This is a genomic window from Agaribacter flavus, assembly GCF_042646125.1.
Classification (GTDB): Bacteria; Pseudomonadota; Gammaproteobacteria; order Enterobacterales; family Alteromonadaceae; genus Glaciecola; species Glaciecola flavus.
This window is the reverse complement of the sequence record NZ_JBHRSW010000014.1, coordinates 123,228-148,204: the sequence shown is the minus strand read 5'-3', so window position 1 is coordinate 148,204 and position 24,977 is coordinate 123,228. Positions and strand designations below refer to the sequence as shown.

The 24,977-nt window shown below is 42.1% G+C and carries 18 protein-coding genes and 3 tRNA genes; 8 read left to right on the top strand and 13 right to left on the bottom strand.

Going from position 1 to position 24,977, the window contains the following annotated elements:
- The first annotated feature begins 166 nt into the window (after nt 1–166).
- Nucleotides 167–1,507, top strand: coding sequence for an N-succinylarginine dihydrolase (astB, locus tag ACFOHL_RS08480; RefSeq protein ID WP_376919790.1), 1,341 nt, complete (start codon nt 167–169; stop codon nt 1,505–1,507).
- A gap of 68 nt (nt 1,508–1,575) precedes the next feature.
- On the opposite strand, the gene ACFOHL_RS08475 is transcribed toward astB, so the two are convergent.
- Nucleotides 1,576–4,110, bottom strand: a complete 2,535-nt coding sequence (locus ACFOHL_RS08475; protein WP_376919789.1) for an Ig-like domain-containing protein — start codon at nt 4,108–4,110, stop codon at nt 1,576–1,578.
- 137 nt (nt 4,111–4,247) lie between these two features.
- Here ACFOHL_RS08475 and ACFOHL_RS08470 point away from each other — a divergent pair, with 137 nt between their 5' ends.
- Nucleotides 4,248–5,612: a dicarboxylate/amino acid:cation symporter gene (locus ACFOHL_RS08470; RefSeq protein WP_376919788.1), complete on the top strand. Its 1,365-nt coding sequence runs from the start codon at nt 4,248–4,250 to the stop codon at nt 5,610–5,612.
- A gap of 265 nt (nt 5,613–5,877) precedes the next feature.
- Here the strand turns inward: ACFOHL_RS08470 and ACFOHL_RS08465 are convergent, their stop codons facing one another.
- From ACFOHL_RS08465 to dnaQ, 7 genes are all read right to left on the bottom strand, one after another.
- A complete protein-coding gene (locus ACFOHL_RS08465; protein ID WP_376919787.1) occupies nt 5,878–7,119 on the bottom strand; it encodes an FtsX-like permease family protein in 1,242 nt (413 codons plus the stop codon).
- A gap of 21 nt (nt 7,120–7,140) precedes the next feature.
- On the bottom strand, nt 7,141–7,833 hold the full coding sequence (lolD, locus tag ACFOHL_RS08460) for a lipoprotein-releasing ABC transporter ATP-binding protein LolD (RefSeq protein ID WP_376919974.1): 693 nt from the start codon (nt 7,831–7,833) through the stop codon (nt 7,141–7,143).
- A gap of 120 nt (nt 7,834–7,953) precedes the next feature.
- A tRNA-Asp gene (locus tag ACFOHL_RS08455) sits at nt 7,954–8,030 on the bottom strand.
- 17 nt (nt 8,031–8,047) lie between these two features.
- Nucleotides 8,048–8,124, bottom strand: a tRNA-Asp gene (locus tag ACFOHL_RS08450).
- 21 nt (nt 8,125–8,145) lie between these two features.
- Nucleotides 8,146–8,222 (bottom strand) — tRNA-Asp (locus ACFOHL_RS08445).
- A gap of 186 nt (nt 8,223–8,408) precedes the next feature.
- Nucleotides 8,409–9,851 (bottom strand): TIGR03503 family protein, encoded by a 1,443-nt coding sequence (locus tag ACFOHL_RS08440; RefSeq protein WP_376919786.1) that lies wholly within the window; start codon nt 9,849–9,851, stop codon nt 8,409–8,411.
- Nucleotides 9,799–10,515 (bottom strand): DNA polymerase III subunit epsilon, encoded by a 717-nt coding sequence (dnaQ, locus tag ACFOHL_RS08435; RefSeq protein ID WP_376919785.1) that lies wholly within the window; start codon nt 10,513–10,515, stop codon nt 9,799–9,801. The genes ACFOHL_RS08440 and dnaQ overlap by 53 nt, the downstream gene beginning before the upstream one ends.
- 90 nt (nt 10,516–10,605) lie before the next feature.
- Between dnaQ and rnhA the strand changes: the two genes are divergently transcribed.
- Nucleotides 10,606–11,067 (top strand): ribonuclease HI, encoded by a 462-nt coding sequence (rnhA, locus tag ACFOHL_RS08430; protein ID WP_376919784.1) that lies wholly within the window; start codon nt 10,606–10,608, stop codon nt 11,065–11,067.
- Nucleotides 11,067–12,260: a class I SAM-dependent rRNA methyltransferase gene (locus ACFOHL_RS08425; RefSeq protein WP_376919783.1), complete on the top strand. Its 1,194-nt coding sequence runs from the start codon at nt 11,067–11,069 to the stop codon at nt 12,258–12,260. Before rnhA ends, ACFOHL_RS08425 begins: the two co-directional genes overlap by 1 nt.
- 6 nt (nt 12,261–12,266) lie before the next feature.
- On the opposite strand, the gene ACFOHL_RS08420 is transcribed toward ACFOHL_RS08425, so the two are convergent.
- The 3 genes from ACFOHL_RS08420 to ACFOHL_RS08410 form a co-directional block, all read right to left on the bottom strand.
- Complete coding sequence (locus tag ACFOHL_RS08420; RefSeq protein WP_376919782.1) at nt 12,267–12,569, bottom strand: PilZ domain-containing protein; 303 nt, start codon at nt 12,567–12,569, stop codon at nt 12,267–12,269.
- Between the two features lie 107 nt (nt 12,570–12,676).
- Nucleotides 12,677–16,555, bottom strand: coding sequence for an ATP-dependent RNA helicase HrpA (gene hrpA, locus ACFOHL_RS08415; RefSeq protein WP_376919781.1), 3,879 nt, complete (start codon nt 16,553–16,555; stop codon nt 12,677–12,679).
- Between the two features lie 382 nt (nt 16,556–16,937).
- On the bottom strand, nt 16,938–17,186 hold the full coding sequence (locus ACFOHL_RS08410) for a hypothetical protein (protein ID WP_376919780.1): 249 nt from the start codon (nt 17,184–17,186) through the stop codon (nt 16,938–16,940).
- A gap of 646 nt (nt 17,187–17,832) precedes the next feature.
- Here ACFOHL_RS08410 and sbcB point away from each other — a divergent pair.
- From sbcB to glgC, 4 genes are all read left to right on the top strand, one after another.
- Nucleotides 17,833–19,293 carry an exodeoxyribonuclease I gene (sbcB, locus tag ACFOHL_RS08405; protein WP_376919779.1) on the top strand — a complete coding sequence of 487 codons (1,461 nt, stop codon included), beginning with the start codon at nt 17,833–17,835 and terminating at the stop codon, nt 19,291–19,293.
- 20 nt (nt 19,294–19,313) lie between these two features.
- Nucleotides 19,314–20,957, top strand: coding sequence for a DUF342 domain-containing protein (locus ACFOHL_RS08400; RefSeq protein WP_376919778.1), 1,644 nt, complete (start codon nt 19,314–19,316; stop codon nt 20,955–20,957).
- 35 nt (nt 20,958–20,992) lie between these two features.
- Nucleotides 20,993–21,904, top strand: coding sequence for a hydroxymethylglutaryl-CoA lyase (locus tag ACFOHL_RS08395; RefSeq protein ID WP_376919777.1), 912 nt, complete (start codon nt 20,993–20,995; stop codon nt 21,902–21,904).
- Nucleotides 21,905–21,965: 61 nt separating this feature from the next.
- Nucleotides 21,966–23,237: a glucose-1-phosphate adenylyltransferase gene (gene glgC / locus ACFOHL_RS08390; RefSeq protein ID WP_376919776.1), complete on the top strand. Its 1,272-nt coding sequence runs from the start codon at nt 21,966–21,968 to the stop codon at nt 23,235–23,237.
- 101 nt (nt 23,238–23,338) lie between these two features.
- Here glgC and ACFOHL_RS08385 read toward each other — a convergent pair whose 3' ends face one another.
- A complete protein-coding gene (locus ACFOHL_RS08385; protein WP_376919775.1) occupies nt 23,339–24,139 on the bottom strand; it encodes an alpha/beta fold hydrolase in 801 nt (266 codons plus the stop codon).
- A gap of 6 nt (nt 24,140–24,145) precedes the next feature.
- On the bottom strand, nt 24,146–24,973 hold the full coding sequence (locus ACFOHL_RS08380; RefSeq protein WP_376919774.1) for an HDOD domain-containing protein: 828 nt from the start codon (nt 24,971–24,973) through the stop codon (nt 24,146–24,148).
- Nucleotides 24,974–24,977 lie beyond the last annotated feature (4 nt).

Here is a 24,977-nt window from a genome sequence, read left to right as displayed (position 1 = left end):
TATCTTTGGATAAACCATCAAAGCTATTGTTTTTACTAAGTTTTTCTATATTAAAAGATTGGAATAAAAAATAATACTCGTATAATCGTCGAATTATACTACGAGTTTACTAAGCTTAACTTTTAATAAACTCGTTTTGAGTAAAAACCAAAATAGGAGTGAAATTGTGTCTTCAATAGAAGTCAATTTTGACGGGCTGGTTGGGCCTACCCACAATTATGCGGGTCTGTCTTACGGTAATATTGCTTCACAATCTAATGCCAGCGCTAGCAGTAATCCCAAGCAAGCCGCATTACAAGGTCTAGCAAAAATGAAGGCACTTCACGACATGGGCATGACACAAGGTGTCTTGGCACCACAAGCTCGCCCCGATATCAATACACTCAGGCGTTTAGGTTTTAGTGGCTCTGAGCAAAATGTACTAGAGACGGCGAGTGCTCAGGCGCCATACTTACTCGCTGCCACTAGCTCTGCTTCCAGCATGTGGACAGCCAATGCAGCTACCGTATCGCCAAGTGCGGACACCGAAGATAAACGTGTTCATTTTACGCCAGCAAATTTAACCAATAAGTTCCATCGCGCTATCGAACCTGATACGACAGGTACCATTCTAAAAGCTGTTTTCCCAGATGAATTGCACTTCTCCCATCATCAACATCTGCCTGAAAACGATCATTTTGGTGATGAAGGTGCAGCTAATCATACGCGCTTATGCAGTGATTACGGCGATGCGGGTATTGAGTTATTTGTTTACGGTAAGCAAGCTTTTTCAAATTCAGCTCCCGCGCCCAAAAAATTTCCTGCGCGTCAAACATTGGAGGCCAGTCAAGCGGTTGCCCGACTGCATCAACTCGATCCAGCAAAAACGATTTTTGCGCAACAAAACCCTGATTTAATTGATCAAGGTGTATTTCATAACGATGTGATTGCCGTTGGAAATAAAAACGTACTTTTTTATCATGAACAGGCTTTTTTAAATACCGATGTATTACAAAGTCAGCTAAAAGAGGCGTTTTTTTCGAAAAATGTATTTCATTTTGTTGAAGTAAAAAGCCACGAAGTCAGTGTCGAAAACGCGATAAAAAGCTACTTATTTAATACGCAACTGATTAACTTACCGAATGGTAATATGGTCATTATTGCGCCAACAGAGTGTAATGAAAATAAGCAAGTTGCAGACTATCTGAGGGAAGTTGTGGAGCGTGATAACCCCATAACAGATGTACACTTTTTTGATGTGAAACAGAGCATGCAAAATGGCGGTGGTCCCGCATGTTTAAGGTTACGCGTGGTTTTAAACAGCACTGAACGCAAGGCGGTCAATCAATCTTGTTTAATAAACGATAGCAAGTACCTAGAATTGTGTGATTGGGTGAATAAGCACTACCGAGACCGACTGTCTGCAAGTGATTTAGCTGACCCCAATTTACTGCTCGAAAGCCGCACTGCGCTTGATGAACTCACGCAAATATTGGCATTAGGCTCTGTTTACCCCTTTCAAAGATAGTTAACCTTGAGAGATATCATAGCGCCCTCGTTTACTTCGAGGGCTTGTTATGAGCTTTCGATTTTTATCTAATTTGTGTCGCTGCACACCGCATTCATACCGAATGGATTTGCGGGTGGTGGGCTCGCTCTATCAGTTAAGTCAGCAGCTGCAACTGGCAAGGTATACCGTTGTACCTCTGAGGATTCTGTGCCTAGGGATTGACCAAAAACTTTTAAATCAATCGTTACCCATTCGCCAAACTGCCTAGGATAACGAACCTCAACAGTAGCCTGCCCAAAGTCATCCGTTCGCGATATTCCGTCCTTAAAGGAGACGGCGGCAACATTGCCTGGTGTGAGCAATTCATCTCCATTAAAGTCTTCCCCTGCGTCTAGTCGATTGTTGTTCTCAACAAAACTATCCTCTGAATCACAAAATACTGAAACTAGAGATACCCAACTATTGGCATCAGTACTCCACATCCAAACGCCTTTACTGTATGCGTTTCTCAACGACGGTGTACCAGTAACTGTTAGGTCAGCGCCAGCAATCGGTCTGCCAGCAGCATCTGTTACAAAAACGGCAAACTCTTTGAGGTAGGAGGCGTTATCTGGAGATTGAATGATATTACCAGTACCAAGAGATATATCGAAGGCTCGATCCCCTACTGTTAGGTTTGTCTCACCCTCAGCATTTCCACTACTCGCTTTTATCAAAATGCCATTTTCCGAACTTACCGCGTTAGATGTATATACCGTGGTTGCAATACCATTGGAATCAGTGATTGCTGTATTAGGTGAGATACTCCCGCCAGTCGAGTCGGCTACGATAGTAAAATCAACCGTTGTCCCTTTTACTAGGTTACCAGCGGCATCCCTTACAATCGCAGTAATGGTTGAAGTTTGCCCTTCTGGACCGACTAAATCAGGGGTTGCATCAACCGAAATATTATTCGGGTTAGTTGCAATAAATTCGACCGTCGCTCTGGCGGTGACCGTTTCTCCGTTAGTATCGGTACCTACTGCGGAAATAGAGCTTGGACCAGCAAAGGCAGAGCTGATTTGTACCACAGCAAGCCCATTGCTGTCTGTACGGGTTTCATTTGTGTCAACACCGTTAACAGTGATATTGCCTCTAGAGGAGGTAACAATCACATCCCCGTTCGCAAACGGGATACCATTTTTAAACCACCTGAGTGTCAGGTTATTGCTTTGGTTAAGTTCAATTTCACCTTCTGGTAGCGCCGAAAAACTAAAGTCATCTTGTTGAATTGCGACACTAAACTCTGTACTTGCATTTAAAGCCGAGGCGACGATGGTCGCCTGCCCCGCTGATGACGAAGAATAGTTAACCGTGACTTGCCCATTGGCGCCTGTTTTTACTTCGGTTTCGCTGAGCACCCCTAAATCGGTAGTCAATTGAACGTCTTGATCAGCTATACCTTTCCCATCTGAGTCTGAAACGATAATAGTAATAGGTGAGACATCATCAATGATCACCGAAGACGCTCCATTCAAATTGATTTCCGTGCCGACGACATTAATTTGTAGCTCTTGTGTCAGCGTTGTAGTCGACGCAACAACCGTGATAACACGATTTTCAGGGTTGTTTTGAGTAGACAATAATGCTCTTGCCGTACCGTCTTCACCGGTCGCTAAATCTACAGACGATAGTGATGAATTTTGATTAGCCGAAAAGGAAACTGGAATATCACTCAACAAAATGTTTTTGTCATTTTTAACGACAGCGATCAGTTCGATTTGGTCCGAACCGCTTGAGGGAAGTTGTATGTTATTGGCAAATAATTCCAAGGTTGAAGGCTGTTGTTGTCTAGACCCTGCGGATGTAAACCCTACAGTTTGTTCATTTCCTGCTGCAATGCTTGCTGTTATGTTGGCACTGCCAGCAAGGCTTTCAGCATAAATGTTGATGCTCGCGATCCCATTTTCATTGGTTAGTGCGGTACCTGTATCATTGCCAAATCTAGCTAAGTCATCTTGACTAAAGACAAATGTAACCAGTTCATTGTTCACAGGTTGGTCGTCCTGATTGGTGACCAAAGCGTTAACGGTAAGCGGAGCACCGTCTTCTACGAGTGTCGAAGATAAACCATTTTCATCCACCATCGTCACAGTTAAGTTAAAACTGGTATTGGTAGGGCTTGAAGTAAAACCGATTGAAGCACTCACACCGGCGTCAATCGTCGCATTCACATTTCCACTTCCAGCCAACGTCGCGGCAAAAATTTGGATGACCGCTACACCCTCCGCATTGGTTAACGCGGTGCCTGTATCATTGTCAAAGCGCGCAAGATCAGGTGTGTTAAATGAAAAGGTCACAAGCTCCTGTGCTACGGCTTGACCATCTTGGTCTGTAAGTGTAGCTTGAACGGTAAGCGGCATATTGCTACTGACTTGCGATGCATTCTCTCCATCGGCGTCAAGCAAAGATAGGCTTAGGCTGAAACTAGGTGTGTCCGGAGTTGGATCAGGATTTGGTGTAGGAGCTGGCGTAGGCGTTGCCCCTGTATCAGTGCGCTCAAGAGGCTCTCCACCCCCGCCACATGCAAAAAGTAGCAAAGCCACTGAAATAAACCAAATTGTGCGTATACTGTGTTTCATGTTTAAAACCTGTTTTATCGCTTAAAAGCTCGATTGGCAGTAATATCGATTTAATTTAGCAAAGTATCTTTAGCTTTTATGCCATTGTTGTTAACCTTTGGTATCAAGACACATAACCAAAATAATAAGGTCTTCGTATGTCTGAAACGGCAAAAAAATCAAATCTGACCCTCAAAATCTTTATCGGCATGGGGGCTGGAATCATAATAGGCGCATTTCTGCAAATACTTCGTAACGTGTTCGGAAACGGCTCTGATGACGTGAGCATTCCATTTTTTGGTATGACTTTTTCTATTTATGGCTTCTTCGTTGAAGGGATATTCAACATAGGCGGCACCGTCTTTGTAAAAAGCTTAAAAATGCTTGTCGTCCCGCTTGTTTTTGTCTCTTTAGTTTGTGGTGTTTCCAGCTTATCCGATCCGGCAAAGCTAGGACGTTTGGGCGGCAAATCCGTTGCGCTTTACTTAATGACCACCGCCATTGCAATTACCGTTGCCTTGGTGGCGGCACTGATCGTGCAACCAGGGGCTGGATTTTCTGCCACAGAGCAAGCCACGTTTGCGGCAAAAGAATCACCAGGGTTTGCTAATGTCATAATTAACATGTTTCCTTCCAATCCCATTGATTCAATGGCAGAAGGCAACATGCTGCAAATTATCGTTTTCTCTATTCTGGTCGGGATTGCCATTTCGCTGAGTGGTGAAAGTGGCCGTAAAGTGCGTAGCGGGTTTGACATGTTAAATGATGTCATCATGAAAATTGTCACAATCATCATGAACCTAGCACCTTATGGCGTCTTTTTCTTGATAGCGAAATTAGCGAGTACAATTGAGCTTAGGGATTTTGGCAATATCTTCCTTTACTTCATCTTAGTTTTTGTTGTGCTCATTGTGCATGCAGCTGTCACCTATCCCCTGCTGTTGACCTTATTTGCCAGACTTAACCCCAAAAACTTACTCATCAAAATGAAAGATACCGCTATGTTTGCCTTTAGTTCATCGAGCAGTAACGCAACCTTACCCATTACTCTTGCGACGGCTAACAAAAGGCTGGGAGTAGATAACAGCGTCGCTTCATTTACTGTTCCCTTGGGTGCGACAATTAACATGGATGGCACTGCCATCATGCAAGGGGTAGCAACGGTATTTATAGCACAAGTTTACGGCATTGACCTAACTATGCCTCAAATCTTAACGGTAGTCGCCACGGCGACCTTAGCGTCTATTGGCACGGCAGGTGTTCCCGGCGTAGGCTTAATCATGCTCGCTATGGTATTGCAACAAGTCAACCTGCCAGTAGAAGGCATAGCCTTAATTATCGGTATTGATCGCTTGCTGGATATGACCAGAACTGTCGTTAATGTCACAGGCGATTGCACGGTGACTTGTATCGTTGCAAAATCTGAAGGTGCATTGGACGAGACGGTTTATAATGATATGGATTCTGAAATTGAAGTCGTTCCAAATGGCGAACCTTCAGCAATGGCCAATAAAACCGCATGAGTAAATCATTGCATCAAGTCTAACTTGAGTCGGGTGTAGTTAATGGGCAAGAAGGGGCTCACCATAAGGTAAAGCCTCAAAGGCATGGATGCCTTTGTGGAGCCCCCATGGATGGGTTTACGGCGACTTTACCTTATGGTGAGCCCCTTCTTGCCCTTTAGCTACACCTGAATTCACTATTTGGTGAGCCTTTTATTCTTCCTACTGTCACACCTGACGTTACGTAGTAAGCCCTTTTTCTATTTCAGTAACACTCAACGTTGTTCTAGCTTAAGTGAGCAGTTGGCTGCATATTTGCCGCTTTACTAGCAGGATACAAGGTGGCAAATAAGCCTATAGTCACCGCCACACTGAATGTGAGCAAGACGTTCCACCAGATGACTTTTGATGGGATAGTACTCGTAAAGTAAATACCCGCATCTAGTACAGTCCAACCTGTAAGATTCTCAACCGCGTTGACAATATTGGGTAAATACACGCTGAGCAGCGTTCCTACGCAACAGCCAATAAGTGCACCAATAAACGTGCTTCTGATCCCTTTAAGAATAAATATTTGCCTGATTTGCGCTTGTGTTGCCCCCATTGTTTTCAGGATGGCAATCGCTTTGCTTTTTTCTTTTACCGACATGACTAACGAAGATACAACATTGAAGCAAGCAATGCATATTAACAAAAACAAAACAATGTATATCACGACTCTAACTAACTGAATATCATGATACAAATGCCCTTTGCTCAAAAACCAACTAGACATATAAATCGCTTGGTCGAATTGATAACCATGCTCTCGTACAAAGGATTGAGCCAAAAAAGGATCGTGTAATTGAAATTCTACATGTGTGCTATTTGGGGAGTGTAAGTTAAGTAGTTGAGCTAAATCATCGTTATCAACAAATGCGACAAAATTGTCCAGCTCTCCGCCCAAAGAGACCGCTCCCACTACCGTAAACCAAGCACTGATAGGCGTTTTAAAACTCAGCTCTTGGTTAGTTTGGGGCAATAGCAATTGAACCTTGTCACCTTCCTGTAGGTCAAGCGCGTTCATCACCTCGATACCTAGTAGTATCTCAAGATCATTCTCACTTTCTGTTTGCCTAGGGCTAAGTACAGAAAAATCAAAGACCTTCGCATATTTCGCAGCATGGTAGCGCTCGTTCATACCTGTTACTTCTGCTGATTTTATTTTATTCCCGCTTTGCAATAAAGCGGTCGCTTTGTTTAGTTGAAAAACCTGCTTGAGTCGCGGATCATCTCTTAACCGAGATTTTGCATCATCAGGCAAATATATACCTTGATCACCTACCTGAATAAATTCAGCATGAGGCACTAGGTTTAAGAGCTTGCTTCTGAGCTCATTTTCAAAACCGTTCATTACTGATAACAAGATGATCAGAGCAGCACAGCCTAAACCCACTCCAATCGAAGACATCTTAGATACAAAACGAATAAAGCCTTGCCCCTGACTTGCTTGGAATCCTTGAGCAAGCAACTTCACAAAATAAGTCATGGGTGAACCCCGTGCGTTTTTTTATTTCGCATGCTTACTTTCCGTAAAACAACCTTTATGAAGATATAAGGTACGATCCAGTTGTGCAGCTAAGGCTTGATCGTGCGTGACGATGACAAAAGCTGTGCCATTTTTTTTATTGATGTCTTTAATGAGCTCCACGATTGATTGACTGGTATCAGCATCAAGATTCCCGGTAGGCTCATCGGCCATAATAATGCTCGGATCATTGATGAGTGCTCGTGCAATGGCTACGCGCTGCCTCTCACCACCAGAAAGTTGGTAAGGTTTATGTAATACGCGTTCAGCTAAACCAACTTGATTTAACATCGCCTCGGCTCTTTCGAGTGCTTTCTGCTTTGCAGCGTTAGCGATAAAAAGAGGCATGGCAACATTTTCTATTGCGCTAAACTCCGGCAACAAATGATGAAACTGGTAGACAAAGCCAAGGTGTTGATTACGAAAGGCGGCTTGTTCCGATGCGCTTAAGGTGAGTAAATTTTTATTTTCAAAAATAACTTCACCCGCATCAGCTTGGTCAAGCGTGCCGAGTATGTGCAGAAGCGTGCTCTTACCTGAACCAGAACTACCTAGGATCGCCAACATTTCTTTTGGCGCTATTTCAAGCTGGACATTTTTTAGTACATGGAGAGCATGCTCGCCTTCTTTGAAACTTTTAGATATTGATTTACAAGACAGCAAGGGTGGCGTCATAGACATTTTTGAATATTAAAATTGATATAGATTGGGATTGTAACTAATCCGGAGACTATTCCCAAGGCTTTAGTGAAGCACAGATAAAACTATCATAAAGAGGATGTGCTATTGAAGAAATGGCGGAGTGGACGGGACTCGAACCCGCGACCCCCGGCGTGACAGGCCGGTATTCTAACCAACTGAACTACCACTCCAATGGTAGCTATTTTTCTGGCGGAGTGGACGGGACTCGAACCCGCGACCCCCGGCGTGACAGGCCGGTATTCTAACCAACTGAACTACCACTCCTCAGAAAAATAGTGTTTGAAATGGCGGAGTGGACGGGACTCGAACCCGCGACCCCCGGCGTGACAGGCCGGTATTCTAACCAACTGAACTACCACTCCTAATTTCAAACTTCTGCTCTCAAATTTGTCTAGCAAGCTTGAGTGCGGCGCAGATAATACGGTGCTCTTTATTAGTAGTCAACTGCTTTTTTTACACTTTTGTGAAGTTGCTTAAATAAAGCACAATAAGATGCATTTTTATACGTAAACATGTATTTTTAAACATCTTCACGCTCGCATGATGCATTAATTTTCTTCTGCTAATTTCGGTTTCTTTCTTATTTTGGGGATTTTATTTGCCAGTCTCTTAAATAGAGATTGATCAGGGTTTTTACGGCGATCCAGAATAAAAAAGATAATCCCGCCACCTATCATAATTAGGCCTAGATTTAAGCCTAAGACAAGCATAATAAGCGAACTCTCTGAAGTTTCTTCTTTTACAACAAGCTCTGTGCTCTGTTCAGCTTCGCTCTCTTGTTTTTGTTCTGCTTGTTCAATTTCAACTATCGGCATTTCGTGAGTAAAAGCATACTCAGGTACGTCCAAAACGATATCTCTGCCGCTAACGGTATTCGCAAATAAACTCAAGTTAATTTTGTATTCACCGTAACCAGCATTGATGATCTCAACAACTCTTGTATCGTCAGATATTTCGGTTACCGAAAATCGCTCTACATCACCATTGGGGTGTTTAATTGTGCCATCCAGCAATACCGAACTAATATCGACATAATCTCTGTCAACATCAACATGCAGCAGGTGATAACCATTGTTTGTCATATCCAGTTCATAATGCATACTCACGGGATTTTCACGTAGCACGACCTTGTCGGGTATTTGTTCTCTAGAAAACAAAGGCGTTCTGACAGTAAATATGGGTTGCCATTCACCTGGCGAAATTTTTAGATCAAACTGTCCGGTGAACACACCGTCCCCACTCTGCTCATCAAAACCAAGCCCATTGTCCTCAAATCTTGCAACGGATTTCGTCCCGAGACCAAAATTAATAAAATTGGGGTTGTTCGTGCTTGCAAAATCTACGGATAAAGACACAACGTCACGAAATTCATTGAAATCAATTCGATTGCCAGCATTATTCAACTGGGCGGTAATTTTAATGATTTCGCCAGAAAACACAGGGGAAGGAATCGGGTCAGTGCTCAAGGTAATGTCTGCAATCACCATCACTCGGCTTTGAGGTAAAATTTCACCAATTGCTTGCCAAGGACCAGGCATGGGGTTGCTTAGCTGAATCATGTCATAGGTATCAGTGTCATACCAATCATAGCTATCATCAACACCGTCATTATCTAAGTATAATTTCGAACCATCAGGGCGAACCAAAACAATGGGTGCACTGCCGTACTCGCGAAAAAAAATCAAGGTGACCTTTTTTACATCGCTGTCAATGCGAAAGCGGTTGTCTAGTAATTGAATGTTGTTTTGATATTCGTTGCCTAAAGGTACGACTTTTTCAAGGACTTTGCGGGCATCAAGGTCTATTTGTGCTTGCTTGTTTTCATTGCTAATTACAGGAGTATCTTGAAGACCATTTGATGCATCTTCCTGCCCCCAAGAATGAGGCGCGTAGGCAGCACAAAGTAGAGCAAATACCTGTAAATATTTGCTCTTACGCTTAAGATGGTGACGTGAGGTTTCGCCAAATAACCTTATTTGCTTTCTTTTCAATGCTATCTAAAAACTCTTCATGCTTTGTCAATTCATCGGCTGAAGCACGTAAAACCTTTAAGCTAGGTTTGTTGTTTAGCTTCTTGATTTTTACTTCAGTGTTACTAAAACCCTGATTATCGTCTTCTGATAGGCTCAATGCAGTTTGCCCACCTGTCATGTACAGGTAAACCTCTGCCAGTATCTCACTGTCGAGTAAGGCGCCGTGATAGGTTCGATGACTATTGTCTACATTGTAGACTCGACAAAGTGCGTCAAGGTTATTTTTTTTGCCGGGGCGCATTTTTCTAGCCAGTTCTAAAGAATCTAACACACTGCATATATCAGCGGTCATTGGTAAATTTCGGCCACAAAGCTTAAATTCGTGATCCATAAAACCGACATCGAAAGGCGCGTTGTGGATAATTAACTCTGCCCCTTCAATAAACGCAATAAAGGCGTCAGCCACTTGGTCAAAACGAGGCTTATCCGCCAAAAACTCATTGGTGATGCCATGAACATCTATCGCTTCCTGCTCAACCTCTCGATCAGGATTGATAAACTGATGATAAGTATTACCGGTTAGCTTGCGGTTAATCATTTCCACACACCCTATTTCGATGATTCTGTGTCCATCGAGCGGATTGATGCCGGTAGTTTCAGTATCTAAGACTATTTGACGCATGTGATTTTTACTTGTTGTCTCTTTGAATGACAGTATACTGCCGTTTGTTTTTATAGGATACGTTCACTTGTTTATAAACTGTGCAATTAAATGAATAAAGTCACGATATATACAGATGGTTCATGCTTAGGAAACCCCGGCCCAGGCGGCTACGGTGCCTTACTCATGTTTAATCAACATGAAAAAGAAATCAGTCAAGGTTTTGCACTGACCACAAACAATCGTATGGAATTACTCGCTGCAATTGAGGGCTTGTGTGCGCTAAAGCGTCCTTGCGCAGTGGAGCTTTATACTGATAGCCAATATGTAAAAAATGGCATTCAACAATGGATCCACAATTGGAAAAAGAACAATTGGCGCACCGCAAGTAAGAAGCCCGTGAAAAATGCTGATTTATGGCAACGCCTAGACGCCGCTGTAAAAAATCACAACGTCAACTGGCATTGGGTAAAAGGACATTCTGGACAGACTGAAAATGAACGGGTCGATGAGTTAGCACGCGCAGCCGCACAATCAACAACGCTTATTGAAGATGAAGGGTTTACAGCATAATGCAAGCACAATTGGTATTAAAAGCAGGAAAAGAAAAATCTCTTCTTCGCAAGCACCCTTGGGTGTTTAAAGGCGCCGTAGATAAAATTATTGGCCAAGCTAAACAAGGTGGTACGATTAATATTGTCTCGCATAGTGGCGAGTTTTTAGCGAAAGCGGCGTATTCACCTCATTCACAAATTTGTGCTCGTGTCTGGACCTATAGCCTGCAAGAAAACATAGATGATGTCTTTTTTAAGAAAAGAGTTGCCAATGCCATTGCCCTAAGAAAAGAGTGGCTAGCGCAGGCAAATACTAATGCTTATAGACTTGTCGCTGCTGAATCAGATGGTTTACCGGGAATTACAGTAGATAAATATGACAATATTATTGTCATCCAATTGCTCAGTGCCGGTGCTGACAAACACCGTAAAAAAATTGTCAATGCTTTGCTGGCACACTTTCCAGATTGTGTTATTCATGAACGCAGTGACGTAGCGGTGCGAGAAAAAGAAGGCTTATCTCCTGTCGTGCAAACCTTGCAAGGCAGTTTACCTGAGACGGTGATAATTAAAGAAAATGATATCAAGATTGAAGTTGATTTAATAAACGGTCACAAAACGGGTTTTTACCTTGATCAAAGAAAAAACCGACAAATTGCAGGACAACATTGCCGTGGCAAACGCGTGTTAAACTGTTTTAGTTACACGGGTACATTTGCCCTATATGCCTTAAAAGGTGGAGCACAAGAAGTGATTAACCTGGATGTGTCAGCCAGTGCCTTAAATACGTCCAAGCACAATATTTCACTCAACTTTGACGAAAACATCGCAAACAGAGCCAAGCACTTGAAAGTGGATGTGTTTGAACAATTGAGAAAATACGACGAGTCGGGTGAAAAGTTTGATCTTATTGTGATGGATCCGCCAAAATTTATTGAGAACAAACATCATCTAGAAAAAGCCGCCAGAGGCTATAAAGATATCAACAGGTTAGCCTGCAAACTACTCAAGCCAAGCGGCAAGCTGCTCACTTTTAGTTGCTCAGGTCTAATGCCGGCCTCGCTGTTTAACAAAATCGTGGCCGATTCTGCACTTGATGCAGAAACAGAGTTAAATTATGTTGAATATTTGTATCAAGATTTTGACCATATGACCGCAAGCTATTTTCCAGAAGGGATGTACTTAAAAGGTCTGGTTTGTATAAAAAGGTGAGAACAATTACTTCATATCCGTAATTTCTACGCCAATTAAGCATGTTTCATCTTCACCGGCCTCACATCTCACCACTTTTGCTTTTGCTTCCAAGGTCGGGATTTGATCGCTATTTGACTCGATTGTTACGGCGACCGAAGCGCCTAGTTCGATACTTGGTAAATCGAGTTCTAAAGACATACCTGTTGCACTAATATCTCGGCATACTGCCGACAAACTGGTCACCGAAGGCTGATCCAATAATCTTACCTCACAAGGTGAATTAACCATCATCCGGTAAAAGTTCCGTTTATCGTCGTACCCTAGCATTCATATACCTCTTTTTAGTAAGAATGATTGTCACAACATTTATAGGTGTATGATCAAATGGTGTCAACCTTTTATTATTGGCGAAAAGTGCTTTTTACTCTTGCAACTTACATAGCTTCAAGTTTATTTTTTATACGTTTCAAGGATATAGGATATTTTGTTCCTAGTTGCTGAGCAAAAAGTGACACCTTAAATTCTTCAAGCATCCATTTTACCTCATTTAATTCTTCAGTATCTTGTAGGCGTTGTGTTCTGGTATTCAAAGCCTTGTCGAACAAAGCTTGCGCTTTATCTAGTTCGAGTTGATTTAAGCGATCGCGGTTGGGGTCGACCTTCAGTTTTTCTGCACGTTGAAGGAGCGCCTGTAAGTACCGGTTCCAATCTTTTAGCCTAGCTTCGCCATAATGCTGAACAAAACCTTTACACACTAGTGCATCTAACTGGCTTTTGATGTGACCGATGTTGTTTATCAAATTGAGTGGAATATTGCCTTTCGTCAGCTTTTGAATAGCATTTGCGGTAGCCAATCCCTGTTCAACTTCCTGCGCGATTACCAAGGCTTTATCGTTGAGTAGCATTCGGCAGTGCTCAAGCAATACTGAAAAATCATCTTTTGTTCTTACCTCGTGCAGTGCCATTTTTTCAGCGCTCAAACTGGCTAATGAAGCATATATTATGTCGTCAATTAAAATAGATACCTGACCAAAAGGATTGAAGTACAAGCTCAATTTTGCTTTGTTAGGTAATTTTTGCTGGAGATACTTAACCGGCGACGGAATATTATTTTTGATCAAGGTAAGGACACCGTGAGCGTGACTATGCTTCGCCTGTGTTTCGTCATCTAATACAACTAAGTCAACTTTTTGCTGTGCAGCCACTAAAGCCGGAAAGCCATTTATTTCAAAACCGGCCTGTTTGCGTTTGTACACCTTTGGCAACGAGCCAATAGACCAAGTCTGGATATCTTTTTGTTCCAAGTCCACTGAAGCAACCGCTTCTATCTTTTGTTTTACCTGATTCTGTAATTGTTTTTTTAATTGTATGAGAGATTTATCGTTAGCAATGATTTTTCCCTTTTCATTCACGACAGCAAAATTGAACTGCAAATGAGAGGGTAAGTTTTCAAGCACAAAGTCCTCAATGGCTATCTGAGTGCCGGACATTCGGAATAATTTTTGTGCAAGTGCATCAAGCAAAGCGACCGGCGCGCCTTTTTTATCCACTGAACTTAAATCTTCAAGGCAGGCATGCGCGTAATCAGGTGCAGGTACAAAGTTTCGCCTTAAACGTTTAGGTAAAGCTTTGATCAAATGGGTGACTAACTCGTGACGCATACCAGGAACAAGCCAGTCAAACCCAATATCATGCACCTGATTAAGTAAGCTTATGGGAACATGTAAACACACACCATCCATCGACTCACTGGGTTCAAAGTGATAGGTCAATTTTAACCGTATATTACCTTGAACCCACACATCAGGGTAATCAGCTTCACTGATCCCATCAGGCGTCTTTTTTAAGAGATCTTCATAGTTGAAATTGAGAAATTCAGGTGTTTTCTGTGAAGCAGTTTGCCACCACTTTTTGAAATCTGCTTCATTGTTAATATTCTGCGGGATTTTGCCTTGATAAAATTGTGTTAATACTTCTTCATCAACCAAAATATCCCGCCGCCGCGCCTTTTTCTCGAGTAATTCTACCGCTTCAACTTGTGCTCTGTTGTGCTTTAAAAATGCATATTTCAGTCTAGTATGACCGTAGACTAAGGCTTCACGAATAAATAATTCGCGGCTTACCTCATGGTCTATTGACGAATAGTCCACACGACGACGATTGACAATTGGCAAACCGAATAGTGTGATAGTCAAAAACGCCTGAGCACAGCCTCTATCCATACTCCAATAGGGCTCTGCATAATTGCTTTTGGCAATATGTGTACTGATGGGCTCCAACCACTCAGCCTGAATGCTCGCGACCTGCCTTGCAAACAATTTGGACGTTTCAACAAGTTCTGCTGCCATCAACCATTTTGGTTGCGCTTTGGCCACACCCGAACCTGGAAAAATCATGAATTGGGCGTTTCGACAACCTAAGTACACCTTGTTCTTATCTTTCAAACCTATTTGTGACAAAAGACCTACCGCAATTGAGCGATGAACAGCCTCATAGACAGCAGGCTGCGTGTTTAAGCGCAAATTAACTGACACAAGCGTTTGTTTGATTTGGCTGACAATATCTTGCCACTCACGCATGCGCTGAAAATGAAGAAAACGCTGCTTGCACCATAAGCGCAATTGTTTATTGCTCAAGGCATTTTGTTGTTGCCTAAAACTATTCCATAAATTCAATAAGCTAATGAGATCGGAATCTTTATCTTTAAATTCAGCATGTGCAGTATCAGCTTGTTGTTGTTTTTCCTGTGGCCTTTCTCGCGGATCTTGTACACTTAAGCCTGCAGTAATAATCGCCACCTCTTTCACGGCATCGTGATTGGCAGCCTCAATTAACATACGGGCGTATCGAGGATCTAATGGTAATTTCGCCATACGCCGCCCGATATCCGTTAAGCGCCATGCTTGTTGCTTTCGGGTAATCGCATTTAGCTCTTCTAGGAGTTTAATACCATCGTTAATTTGTCTCTCGTCCGGTGCTTGTACAAAAGGAAATTGTTTAATGTTCCCTAAACCCAAAGACAGCATCTGCAAAATAACACTCGACAAATGCGTTCGAAGAATTTCAGGATCAGTAAAATTGTCTCTACTCTCGTAATCGGCCTCACTATACAAGCGAATGGCAATACCGTCGGACAAGCGTCCACAACGTCCTGATCGTTGATTGGCAGATGCCTGAGAAATAGCTTCTATCGGTAAACGTTGTATTTTGCTGCGCGCGCTGTAACGAGATATCCGCGCATAACCAGTATCAACAACGTATTTGATACCCGGGACAGTTAGCGAGGTTTCGGCAACATTGGTTGATAAAATAATCCGTCGAGCGCTGGAAGGAGAGAATATTGCTTGCTGTTCATTGGACGATAAACGCGCATATAGGGGCAAAATGCGCGTATTTCTATATTGCCTTTTCTGCAACACATCTTGTGCATCGCGAATATCACGCTCACCCGACAAGAATACGAGAATGTCGCCAGGCGCTTCGCGCATCAACTCATCGACCGCCAAGCCAATAAGACCGAGTTGATCTTCATTGTCATAGTCAACTGGATCTTTATACCTTATCTCAACTGGATACGTACGGCCACTGACTTCAATAATCGGCGCATCATTAAAATGCTTAGAAAAGCGCTCCGGGTCAATTGTAGCTGAGGTGATGATGAGTTTAAGATCAGGGCGTTTAGGTAGTAAACGTTTTAAATAACCTAGGATAAAATCAATGTTGAGGCTTCGTTCATGCGCTTCATCAATAATTATTGTGTCATATTGATTTAAGTAACGATCTGCTTGTATTTCTGCAAGTAAAATACCATCAGTCATTAATTTTACTAGACTGTTATCACTTACCTTGTCGCTAAATCTAACCTTGAAACCGACTTTTTCACCTAGAGAAGACTTTATTTCTTCTGCAATCCTATTAGCCACACTGCGTGCAGCCAAACGCCGAGGTTGTGTATGACCAATGTAGCCATGAACTCCACGCCCCAACTCAAGACACATTTTAGGGATTTGCGTCGTTTTTCCCGATCCGGTCTCCCCAGCAATAATGACAACTTGATGGTCACGGATGAGCTGCTTAATTTCATCCTTTCTCTCAGATACGGGTAATGCTGGGTATTCAATATGGGGCAAAATCGATTGCCGATGTTTTACAAAATCTTGAGAATCGGCAATTTTATTTAAAAATTTTTCAATTTTTTCTTGTGGAACATCGCCATCCACAGCATTTTTCATCGCGTTATACTCACGCGTTAGGCGATGTTTATCCTTACATGCACATACAGAGAGTGCTTTTTCAAAATCAAAATCGATCATTAATAATTATTATATGAGGGAGTAAAAAAGGTTCAAAGGTAAGTTAATCAGGGTGAATTGTAGTGATAAAAAGGTTCGGGGACAATCCTTTGTGCTCCGATTTTAAGCGCTGGCTGCTTTTATTGGCGACAGTTTTTGTCTGCAAACAAGGCTTTTGTCTTCGAGAAGTTTGAGGTTTCTTCTTGAAAGCGTTGCAAGCATCTGCCACAACACACGTTCCTGCTAAAGCAGTTGCCATACCCATCCATGAAAACTAAGTTGATTGACCTCTTAGATTTTTTAAGTAATGCAGCGCCACGTAAAATTGCTTTTACTGCATAGCAAGTTATAGTTTGAATGTCGTTCAAGCAAAAATAGCCAATATCTTACAAACTTCTCAGTATTAACGCCGCGATGCAATCGCTTGCCACTTACTTAATTCCATTTGAGGTGCCACTGAAGACAAGACATTTTGTTTAAAATCTTCAAAGCTAGTAAATTCAAAATCGTTCGAACCCATTAACTCGTTGTATACTAAACGTAGCTTTCTCATTGAAAAAAACGGAGCCACCACACCACCATTCGTAGAGTTACCAACGAAATATTGGCTCACATACTCGTCTTGTGTATCAAATTGTGCTGATTCGTTCATTAGCTCTCTCCCGTTCGTTTTTGGTGGTTCGATCAAGCTTTACGAAGTAGTCTTGTCGTAATATTCGATGAACCATGTATAGTTTATCTTCAAATCCCTCATAATTTTTATAGCTATTAGGAATAAATAAACCCTAACCTATACTTTATAGTTATTGGAATTTTTTAAAGCAAGGCCTGTTGTTAGCATCCACACAGTGTCAAATGTTTGACGCGCGGTGTGTATATAATTTTAATCTTAAAATACGCCTTGTAATATCCAAATCGACTAGTTTTAAAATCAATAACTTACTTATAACCGCTTGCTTAAATAATTGTTTCAATTGATTTTATTACTTTCATTACACAACACAGGCGATCACACTTATAGATACATTTTGCCTACGCCTATTCCTATTTAAGCTAAACTCATAATAAGCCGCTCCATCCAGAAACGCCCTAAACTCGGTATTTAGATAAATTAATTTATGCAACAGTTTATCAATTCACTCATTTGCTAAATTTACCCTATTGGTGAACATATATACGCTGATGCACCCTGCGCCTCAATTCTGTATCAATTAACAGTTAACGCTTAAGGACAAATGCCCTAGAATGTGTGAGATTCGTACCCTAAACCAACTAAGATCAACAGACGCTAATAATTAATGCAAAATATTCAAGGTAATAATTTAGATCGCAATAGTATTTTATGGCACGATTATGAGACGTGGGGTGTGAATCCTCAGTTGGATTTTCCGGCACAGTTTGCCGCGATTAGGACAGACGAAAACTTAAACATTATTGGAAAGCCACTGAATTGGTTTTGTCAAATTCCGAATGATTATTTGCCCCATCCAGAGGCTTGCTTAGTGACCGGTATTACTCCTCAGCAAACACTTCGTGACGGGTATATTGAGGCAGAATTCTGTCAAAAAGTGTACGCAGAAATGTCTTTAGCTAATACCTGCAACGCTGGCTACAACAGTATAAAGTTTGACGACGAAGTTAGCCGCCATATGTTCTACCGTAACTTTTATCCTGTTTACTCGCGCGAGTACGCTAACGGAAATAGCCGTTGGGACGTCATTGACTTAGTCAGAGCAGCCTATGCGCTCAGGCCAGAAGGTATCGTGTGGCCAGAACACGAAGATGGCAGACCCAGTTTTAAACTAGAAGACCTCACAAAAGCAAACGACATAGAGCATGAATCAGCGCACGACGCGCTTTCTGATGTATATGCCACCATCGCTATCGCTAAACTGATAAAAACACATCACCCCAAACTGTACGACTTTTATTGGCAACTCAGGCATAAACACAAAGTACTGGCACAAATAGACATTGCTAATCAAAAACCTTTTGTACATGTTTCAGGCTTCATTTCTGCACGCCAAGGTGCCTGCACGTGGATGATGCCAATAGCACCGCATCCGACAAATAAGAATGCAATAATTTGTGTTGACCTAAGTAAGCCAAGCGATTTGTTACTTGAGAACAACGAAGAAACGCTCATTGCAGCCATGTACGACAAAACTTTTACAGGCGAGCGTCCTGGCGTACACCTAGTTTCGGTTAATAAGTGCCCGTTCGTGGCACCTGCCAAAATGCTTGATGAAGTCAATGCAGAGCGCTTAGGGATTCAACGGGAAAAGTGTTTAAGCAACTATAAAAAGCTCAAAGAATCTGCATTTTTACCTACACTCTTAGTTAATGTCTTTTCCCTCGACTACAGAAAAGACGCTGACAAGACAAGGTCAAACGTCGACACTTTACTTTACGCTAGAGAATTTCCCTCACCGGCCGATAACAAGTGGATGGAAAAAGTAAGAAATGCGTCGCCAGATGAGCTATCTTTGCTGTACGATGAAATTGAGAGCGATTTATATAAACAGCAGCTATTTCACTATCAGGGACGCAACTATCCAGCATCGCTGGGGTTTGAGTTTCAGAATAAATGGCAAATGCATCGCCAACAAAGAATAGTGTCAAACAATATTGAAAACGATAATAATATGAATGCCGAACGCTTTATGCAGAAGCTCTCTGAACTCGCGACATTGTACGCCGATGATCACAAAAAACTGAGGCTATTGAAGTCTTTGGAATTGTATGTGGCATCGTTATGAATTAAGAGGATCTTGCTAAAATGAAAGGCATCACTTTTATTGAAAATGCAGAAAAGAGACAGCTTGAAGTAGAAGTTGACCCTTTGCTTCTCGAAGACACATTCAAACCTGAGCTTTTCATTAACTATATTAAGACAACCCCACATTGTAATTTTTTCATACTTAAAAATGCGATATCTGAACTTGCAGGTACGGTAAATACCGCAAGAGAAGAAGGCAAAATGAATATGATCACTTGGCGAATTGGAGAATACAGAGACGCTGAGTTGAGTACACATGCCTCAAAAGATCATATGAGTATAGAACTCGTAATTACTTCTGCTTACCAAGGCGACACGCCGAGTGTCGATGAGATTGTCGATTATTTACACAAACAAGGCGTTGTGAGGGGTATCAGTCGTAAACGCATAAATAAATTGATAAATAGTGCCATTGCTGGTGTACCTGGCAGTAAACATGGCGATATCGTGGCAATTGGCCTGCCACCTAGACGAGGTAAATCATCTCGGATAATACCCTTAGTTCAAAATGCACTTGATCGCGTATTAAGCCCACAAAAAGTAGACAACGACAAAGTAGACATGCGTGACCTCGGGGAAATAGTTTGTGTACCTGCAGGAACAGCAGTAGCAAGACGAGTTGCGCCCACAACAGGTAGAATTGGATTTACCGTTAAAAATCATCCTGTCAATGCTGACCCAGGCGAATGGCATCACATTAAGTTAGGAAGAAACACCCATATAGACAAGCAAGATGATAACTTGATTCGTGCATCTGTGGTCGGGCTGCCAAAGTTTGAAAAATTTGTAATGAATATTGATGATACTTTCGTCACTAAAGGCGTGAATGTGCGAACGGGCAATGTGCATTACAAAGGTGCGGTGATTGTAAACGGCGATGTCACCGAACAAATGCAAATCATTGCAGATGGCGATGTAACCGTGAATGGCTTTGTTGAATCAGCGCTCATAAAAGCGGGAGGAGACATCATTATTACTCAAGGGGCGACCGGCAAAATGGAAGATGGTGATTGTCAGCTTTATGCTGATGGTAACGTATGTATTCAGCACGGTCAGGGCTTAGATATAAAGACGGGTAAAAATTTAACTGTTTTCAAACAACTCGCGTACTCAAAAGTGAGGTGTAAAGGCACTATCACGATTGGCAATCCTAAAAAACCGCGTGGAAAACTATTTGCAAGTAAACTTCAATGCGCTGGCATAGTGCGCGCTGGCTGTATAGGCGCAGTCTCAGGTTCCAGTCTTGAAATTGACTACAGCGAAGCCTATAACGCTCTTTGCAAGCGTTTTGATGGTGTATTAGAGATGTTGTCCGCCTTACAAAAAAATAACGCCGATCACGAAATAAAACTGAGTGAAGTCAATAATAAGCGAATTCACGATTCAATCTTACCAAAACTTTCCACGCTCAATAGTAAAATAGAATCTGAACGCTACCTACTGAACTGGCTAATTAGTGTAGAAAAAGAATTGCGTGACGCAAAAAACATGTTTGAAGAAACCGCTCGAGTACTGGCATACCAAGAGCTATATCCTGGGGTAACGATCAAACTGAATAACCGCGTTTGGAAGGCGGAAAAAGAGTTTTTACGCTCTCGTATTGCATATTTAGACAAACAGTGGAAATATGAACCTATCATTTAAGGTCTATGTATCCATGCTCCACAAATTAAGGCAGTATGAATTACCCAAGCTCCGTAAAAATAGTTGAAGTGGGTCCAAGAGATGGTCTTCAGAACGAAAAACTGTGCCTAACTGTACAAGAAAAACTATGGTTAATCGATGCGCTAAGCCAATGCGGACTTAGGCATATAGAAGCTGGAAGTTTTGTTTCTCCATCAAAAGTGCCGCAAATGGATAACACCGATGAAGTATTTCTAAAACTCAAGCATTTCGAGAAGCCGGTATACAGTGCACTTGTTCCAAACACTTCGGGTATGAAAAGAGCAATAGCTTGCCAAGTAAATGAAGTGGCTGTGATTGTTTCGGCTTCTGAAGCATTTTCTAAAAATAATTTGAACTGCTCAATAGCGCAAAGTGTCGAACGAATAACACAAATTGCCTCTTTAGCAACGCAATTCGATATTCCCTTGCGAGGTTATGTGTCGTGCGCAGTTGACTGCCCATATGAAGGCGCCGTCTCGCCAGCAACGGTGTTAGTGCTTTGCGAGAGCCTCCTCGCTGCTGGTTGTAAAGAGATATCCTTGGGCGATACTTTAGGCACAGCGACAGCGATAAAAACGTCAAGACTTTTATCTCAAGTTCTATCGCGTATTTCGGCAGATAAGTTGGCGCTGCACATGCACAACACCTATGGTCAGGCACTGGCTAATGTATTGGTGGGTTTGCAACACGGTATTGCTACTTTTGACAGTTCTGTTGCGGGATTGGGCGGCTGCCCCTTTGCCAAAGGTGCCACTGGCAATGTGGCCACGGAAGATTTAGTTTACCTGCTGAACGATATGGGCATTGAAACTGGAGTCAACTTGTCTACACTCACATTAGTTGGGGATAAAATAAGTAAATTGTTACAACGAAGCAACGAATCAAAAGTCGGCAAGGCTATGATCGCAAAACAAAGATCACATTAATCACTGGCCTTGCCTAAAATGTTTATATACCATGAATGATGCAATTTGAAGAGGATGGTACATGTCAAAAAATAACAATCGTTATATCAGTAACCTTACCCGAGACACCTATGCCCTAGTACTTGCAGGCGGACGAGGGTCTCGCTTACATGAGCTAACCGATTGGCGCGCTAAACCAGCCTTATATTTTGGCGGAAAATTCCGCATTATTGATTTCCCTCTTTCCAATTGCATTAATAGCGGTATTCGACGAGTGGGCGTATTGACCCAATACAAGTCACACTCTCTCATCCGACACTTGGTTAGAGGTTGGGGGCATTTCAAGAAGGAATTGGGTGAGTCTATCGAAATCTTGCCTGCTTCTCAGCGCTTTTCAGACGACTGGTATCAAGGTACAGCAGACGCCGTTTTTCAAAATATCGATATCGTCCGTGACGAATTGCCCAAATATGTCATTATTTTATCGGGCGACCATATTTATAAAATGGACTATGGTCCAATGCTTGCTCAGCATGTTGAATCGGGTGCCAAAATGACGGTTTCATGTATGTCAGTGCCAGTTGAGACTGCTGCCAATGCCTTTGGTGTATTGACAGTAGACGAAGACAACCGCGTCACAGACTTTATTGAAAAACCCGCTAACCCTGCCCGTTTGCATAACGATCCCGATTATTGCCTTGCGTCGATGGGTAACTATGTTTTTGACACGGATTTCTTGTTCCAACAACTTGAAAAAGATGCGAGCTCTTCTGGCTCTGCCCATGATTTTGGCAAAGATATCATTCCCAGCATTATCAACAATCACAAAGTACTGGCCTTTGATTTTAGAAAAAGTGCCATGAATGACGCATATTGGCGCGATGTAGGTACATTGGATAGCTTTTGGGAGGCTAACATGGAACTTGTGGCGCCTATTCCAGAATTAAACCTTTATGATACTGACTGGCCAATCTGGACTTATCAGGAACAGCTTCCTCCCGCCAAATTTGTATGGGAAGAAGATAACCGCCGAGGTGAGGCTTTAAATTCGGTTGTATCGGGCGGTTGTATTATATCTGGCGCGACCTTGCGCCGAAGTATTTGCTTTAGCAACGTAAGAGTCAAATCCTATAGCGTTGTAGAAGAAGCAGTTGTACTGCCTAACGTCGAAATTGGGCAAAGTTGTAAGATCAAAAAAGCCATTATTGACCGAGGTTGCATTATCCCAGATGAAATGGAAATCGGTTTGGATCATGAGCATGATAAAGCGAGAGGGTTTAGAGTATCCTCAGGCGGTGTTGTACTTGTGACACGCGAAATGATTGAACAGCTCGACATTGAAAACACTCAATAGAAGCGCTATCGATTAAGCTTCGTTCAGTCGCGCAATAACACTGATGATTGATTGGTAAGGGGTACAAAACGGTTTGTACCTTTGGCAATAATTACATCAGGTTAATGATGCCAATCACCCAACAATTGATTAATAAGCTGAGCCACATGTATTGGTTGCTCTAAGGGAAACATATGGCCTCCCTTTGAAATTTCTAGGTGTTGTACATTTGGGTTTTGTTTTAAAAACGGCCGCCGTAAGGTTGGCACGCAAACATTCGTAAATTGCCCTGTCAGCAGTGCTGCAGGTATACGCAACTGCCCTTTGAACTCAGTAATATTTGAGGGAATGGTGCGAAATACCTCCGCCTCAATGTTTTTGTCAAAACTCAATTCATATCGGTCGTCGCGAGTATGGATTGCCGCTTTGATATAATCCTTTATACACTCGTGATCGATGTTTCTAAACAAAGCTTTAGATGCAAAATAGGCGTGTAAGTCAGTTGAGCGATGCCACTGCGAATTTCGATATTTTGTCGTCCCTGCCGGCGTGACTTTATCAATAAGTTTTGTTCTTTTTACCCATTTAAATAAATACCTAGCAAGCCCAGTCATTAATGGAGGGTCGAGCATAATCAGGGATCTGAAGTACTGAGGATACTTGCAAGCAGCAATATACGATATCGTTGCGCCAAAGCTATGTCCCACGGCAATAACAGGTTGCTGAGTATGCATGCGGATATAATCCACCAGCTCCTCTGCTTGGTTATGCCAATCGTTATTTAATGGGTATCGAGGGTCATGTGCAAATTTTTCTAAGGCAAACACTTGATAAGATGAATCTAGATGCTTGAACAATTTTCGATACGAACCTGCCGGAAAGCCATTGGCGTGTGCAAAGTGCAAAGGTATCTTAGAGTTCATAAAAAGCTATTCAACAAATAGTGAAACTGCTTCTTCGGTTTGGTGCCTAGCATCTTCTAGTAGGTCTGTCACTTGGTTTAAATTTAGATTAAGCGTGGAATGCAAGAACTCTGGCATGACTAAGTTTAGCCTATATTTATCGGGGTAACTGGCTACCAGAGAGAGGATGTAAGCCAATTGAATAATTTGTACTTCTTCCTGTAGGGCTGGAATATCATCGTGGTGTTGCATAGCCACGGCTGAAACAATCGAATCAGGCAATAACCAGCGTTGTAGCAATGACGCTGAAATCTCAGCATAGCTAAAACCTAAAAGTTCCATCTGATGTAACTTGGGTACTTTCATCTCAGAAAAGCCCTGACAGTCTTTTGCCAAATGTGGATTGATCCTGAGTACAGCCAATTCACCAATATTGTGAAACAATCCTGCCATAAATAAGCGAGAAACATCTTTTTCTTTACAAACAATGGCAATTTTTTTTGCCAAAAAAGCGCAGCATAGGCTTTGAAACCAATATTGTCTTACATTGATATATTTTTTATGTTCAAGGCTTAAAGAATCGGATACGGCAAATGCTAATGCAAATTCATAAACAGAATTTACCCCAATAATTTGTATCGCTTTATCGAGGTTTTCAATTTTTCGGGAAAAACGATATACCGCACTGTTGGCAAGTTTGAGTACGTGTGCTGCTAGACCAGGATCATTGGCAATGACTTTGGCAATATCTTCCATGTTTGCCGTACCAGAGTCAGACATTTTTTTTATGTCTATCGCCGTCTGTGGTACTGCAAATAATTTTGATGCTTTTTGTGCATACTCTATTGCATTCATTCAA

Bases quoted from the DNA above. Each gene is read 5' to 3' on its own strand.
- ACFOHL_RS08395 (WP_376919777.1), top strand. From the start codon at position 20,993: ATGAATTACCCAAGCTCCGTAAAAATAGTTGAAGTGGGTCCAAGAGAT.
- ACFOHL_RS08470 (WP_376919788.1), top strand. From the start codon at position 4,248: ATGTCTGAAACGGCAAAAAAATCAAATCTGACCCTCAAAATCTTTATC.
- ACFOHL_RS08400 (WP_376919778.1), top strand. From the start codon at position 19,314: ATGAAAGGCATCACTTTTATTGAAAATGCAGAAAAGAGACAGCTTGAA.
- dnaQ (WP_376919785.1), bottom strand. From the start codon at position 10,515: ATGCGTCAAATAGTCTTAGATACTGAAACTACCGGCATCAATCCGCTC.
- ACFOHL_RS08475 (WP_376919789.1), bottom strand. From the start codon at position 4,110: ATGAAACACAGTATACGCACAATTTGGTTTATTTCAGTGGCTTTGCTA.
- ACFOHL_RS08465 (WP_376919787.1), bottom strand. From the start codon at position 7,119: ATGACTTATTTTGTGAAGTTGCTTGCTCAAGGATTCCAAGCAAGTCAG.
- ACFOHL_RS08425 (WP_376919783.1), top strand. From the start codon at position 11,067: ATGCAAGCACAATTGGTATTAAAAGCAGGAAAAGAAAAATCTCTTCTT.
- ACFOHL_RS08380 (WP_376919774.1), bottom strand. From the start codon at position 24,973: ATGAATGCAATAGAGTATGCACAAAAAGCATCAAAATTATTTGCAGTA.
- glgC (WP_376919776.1), top strand. From the start codon at position 21,966: ATGTCAAAAAATAACAATCGTTATATCAGTAACCTTACCCGAGACACC.
- sbcB (WP_376919779.1), top strand. From the start codon at position 17,833: ATGCAAAATATTCAAGGTAATAATTTAGATCGCAATAGTATTTTATGG.
- lolD (WP_376919974.1), bottom strand. From the start codon at position 7,833: ATGACGCCACCCTTGCTGTCTTGTAAATCAATATCTAAAAGTTTCAAA.
- ACFOHL_RS08410 (WP_376919780.1), bottom strand. From the start codon at position 17,186: ATGAACGAATCAGCACAATTTGATACACAAGACGAGTATGTGAGCCAA.
- ACFOHL_RS08385 (WP_376919775.1), bottom strand. From the start codon at position 24,139: ATGAACTCTAAGATACCTTTGCACTTTGCACACGCCAATGGCTTTCCG.
- rnhA (WP_376919784.1), top strand. From the start codon at position 10,606: ATGAATAAAGTCACGATATATACAGATGGTTCATGCTTAGGAAACCCC.
- ACFOHL_RS08420 (WP_376919782.1), bottom strand. From the start codon at position 12,569: ATGCTAGGGTACGACGATAAACGGAACTTTTACCGGATGATGGTTAAT.
- hrpA (WP_376919781.1), bottom strand. From the start codon at position 16,555: ATGATCGATTTTGATTTTGAAAAAGCACTCTCTGTATGTGCATGTAAG.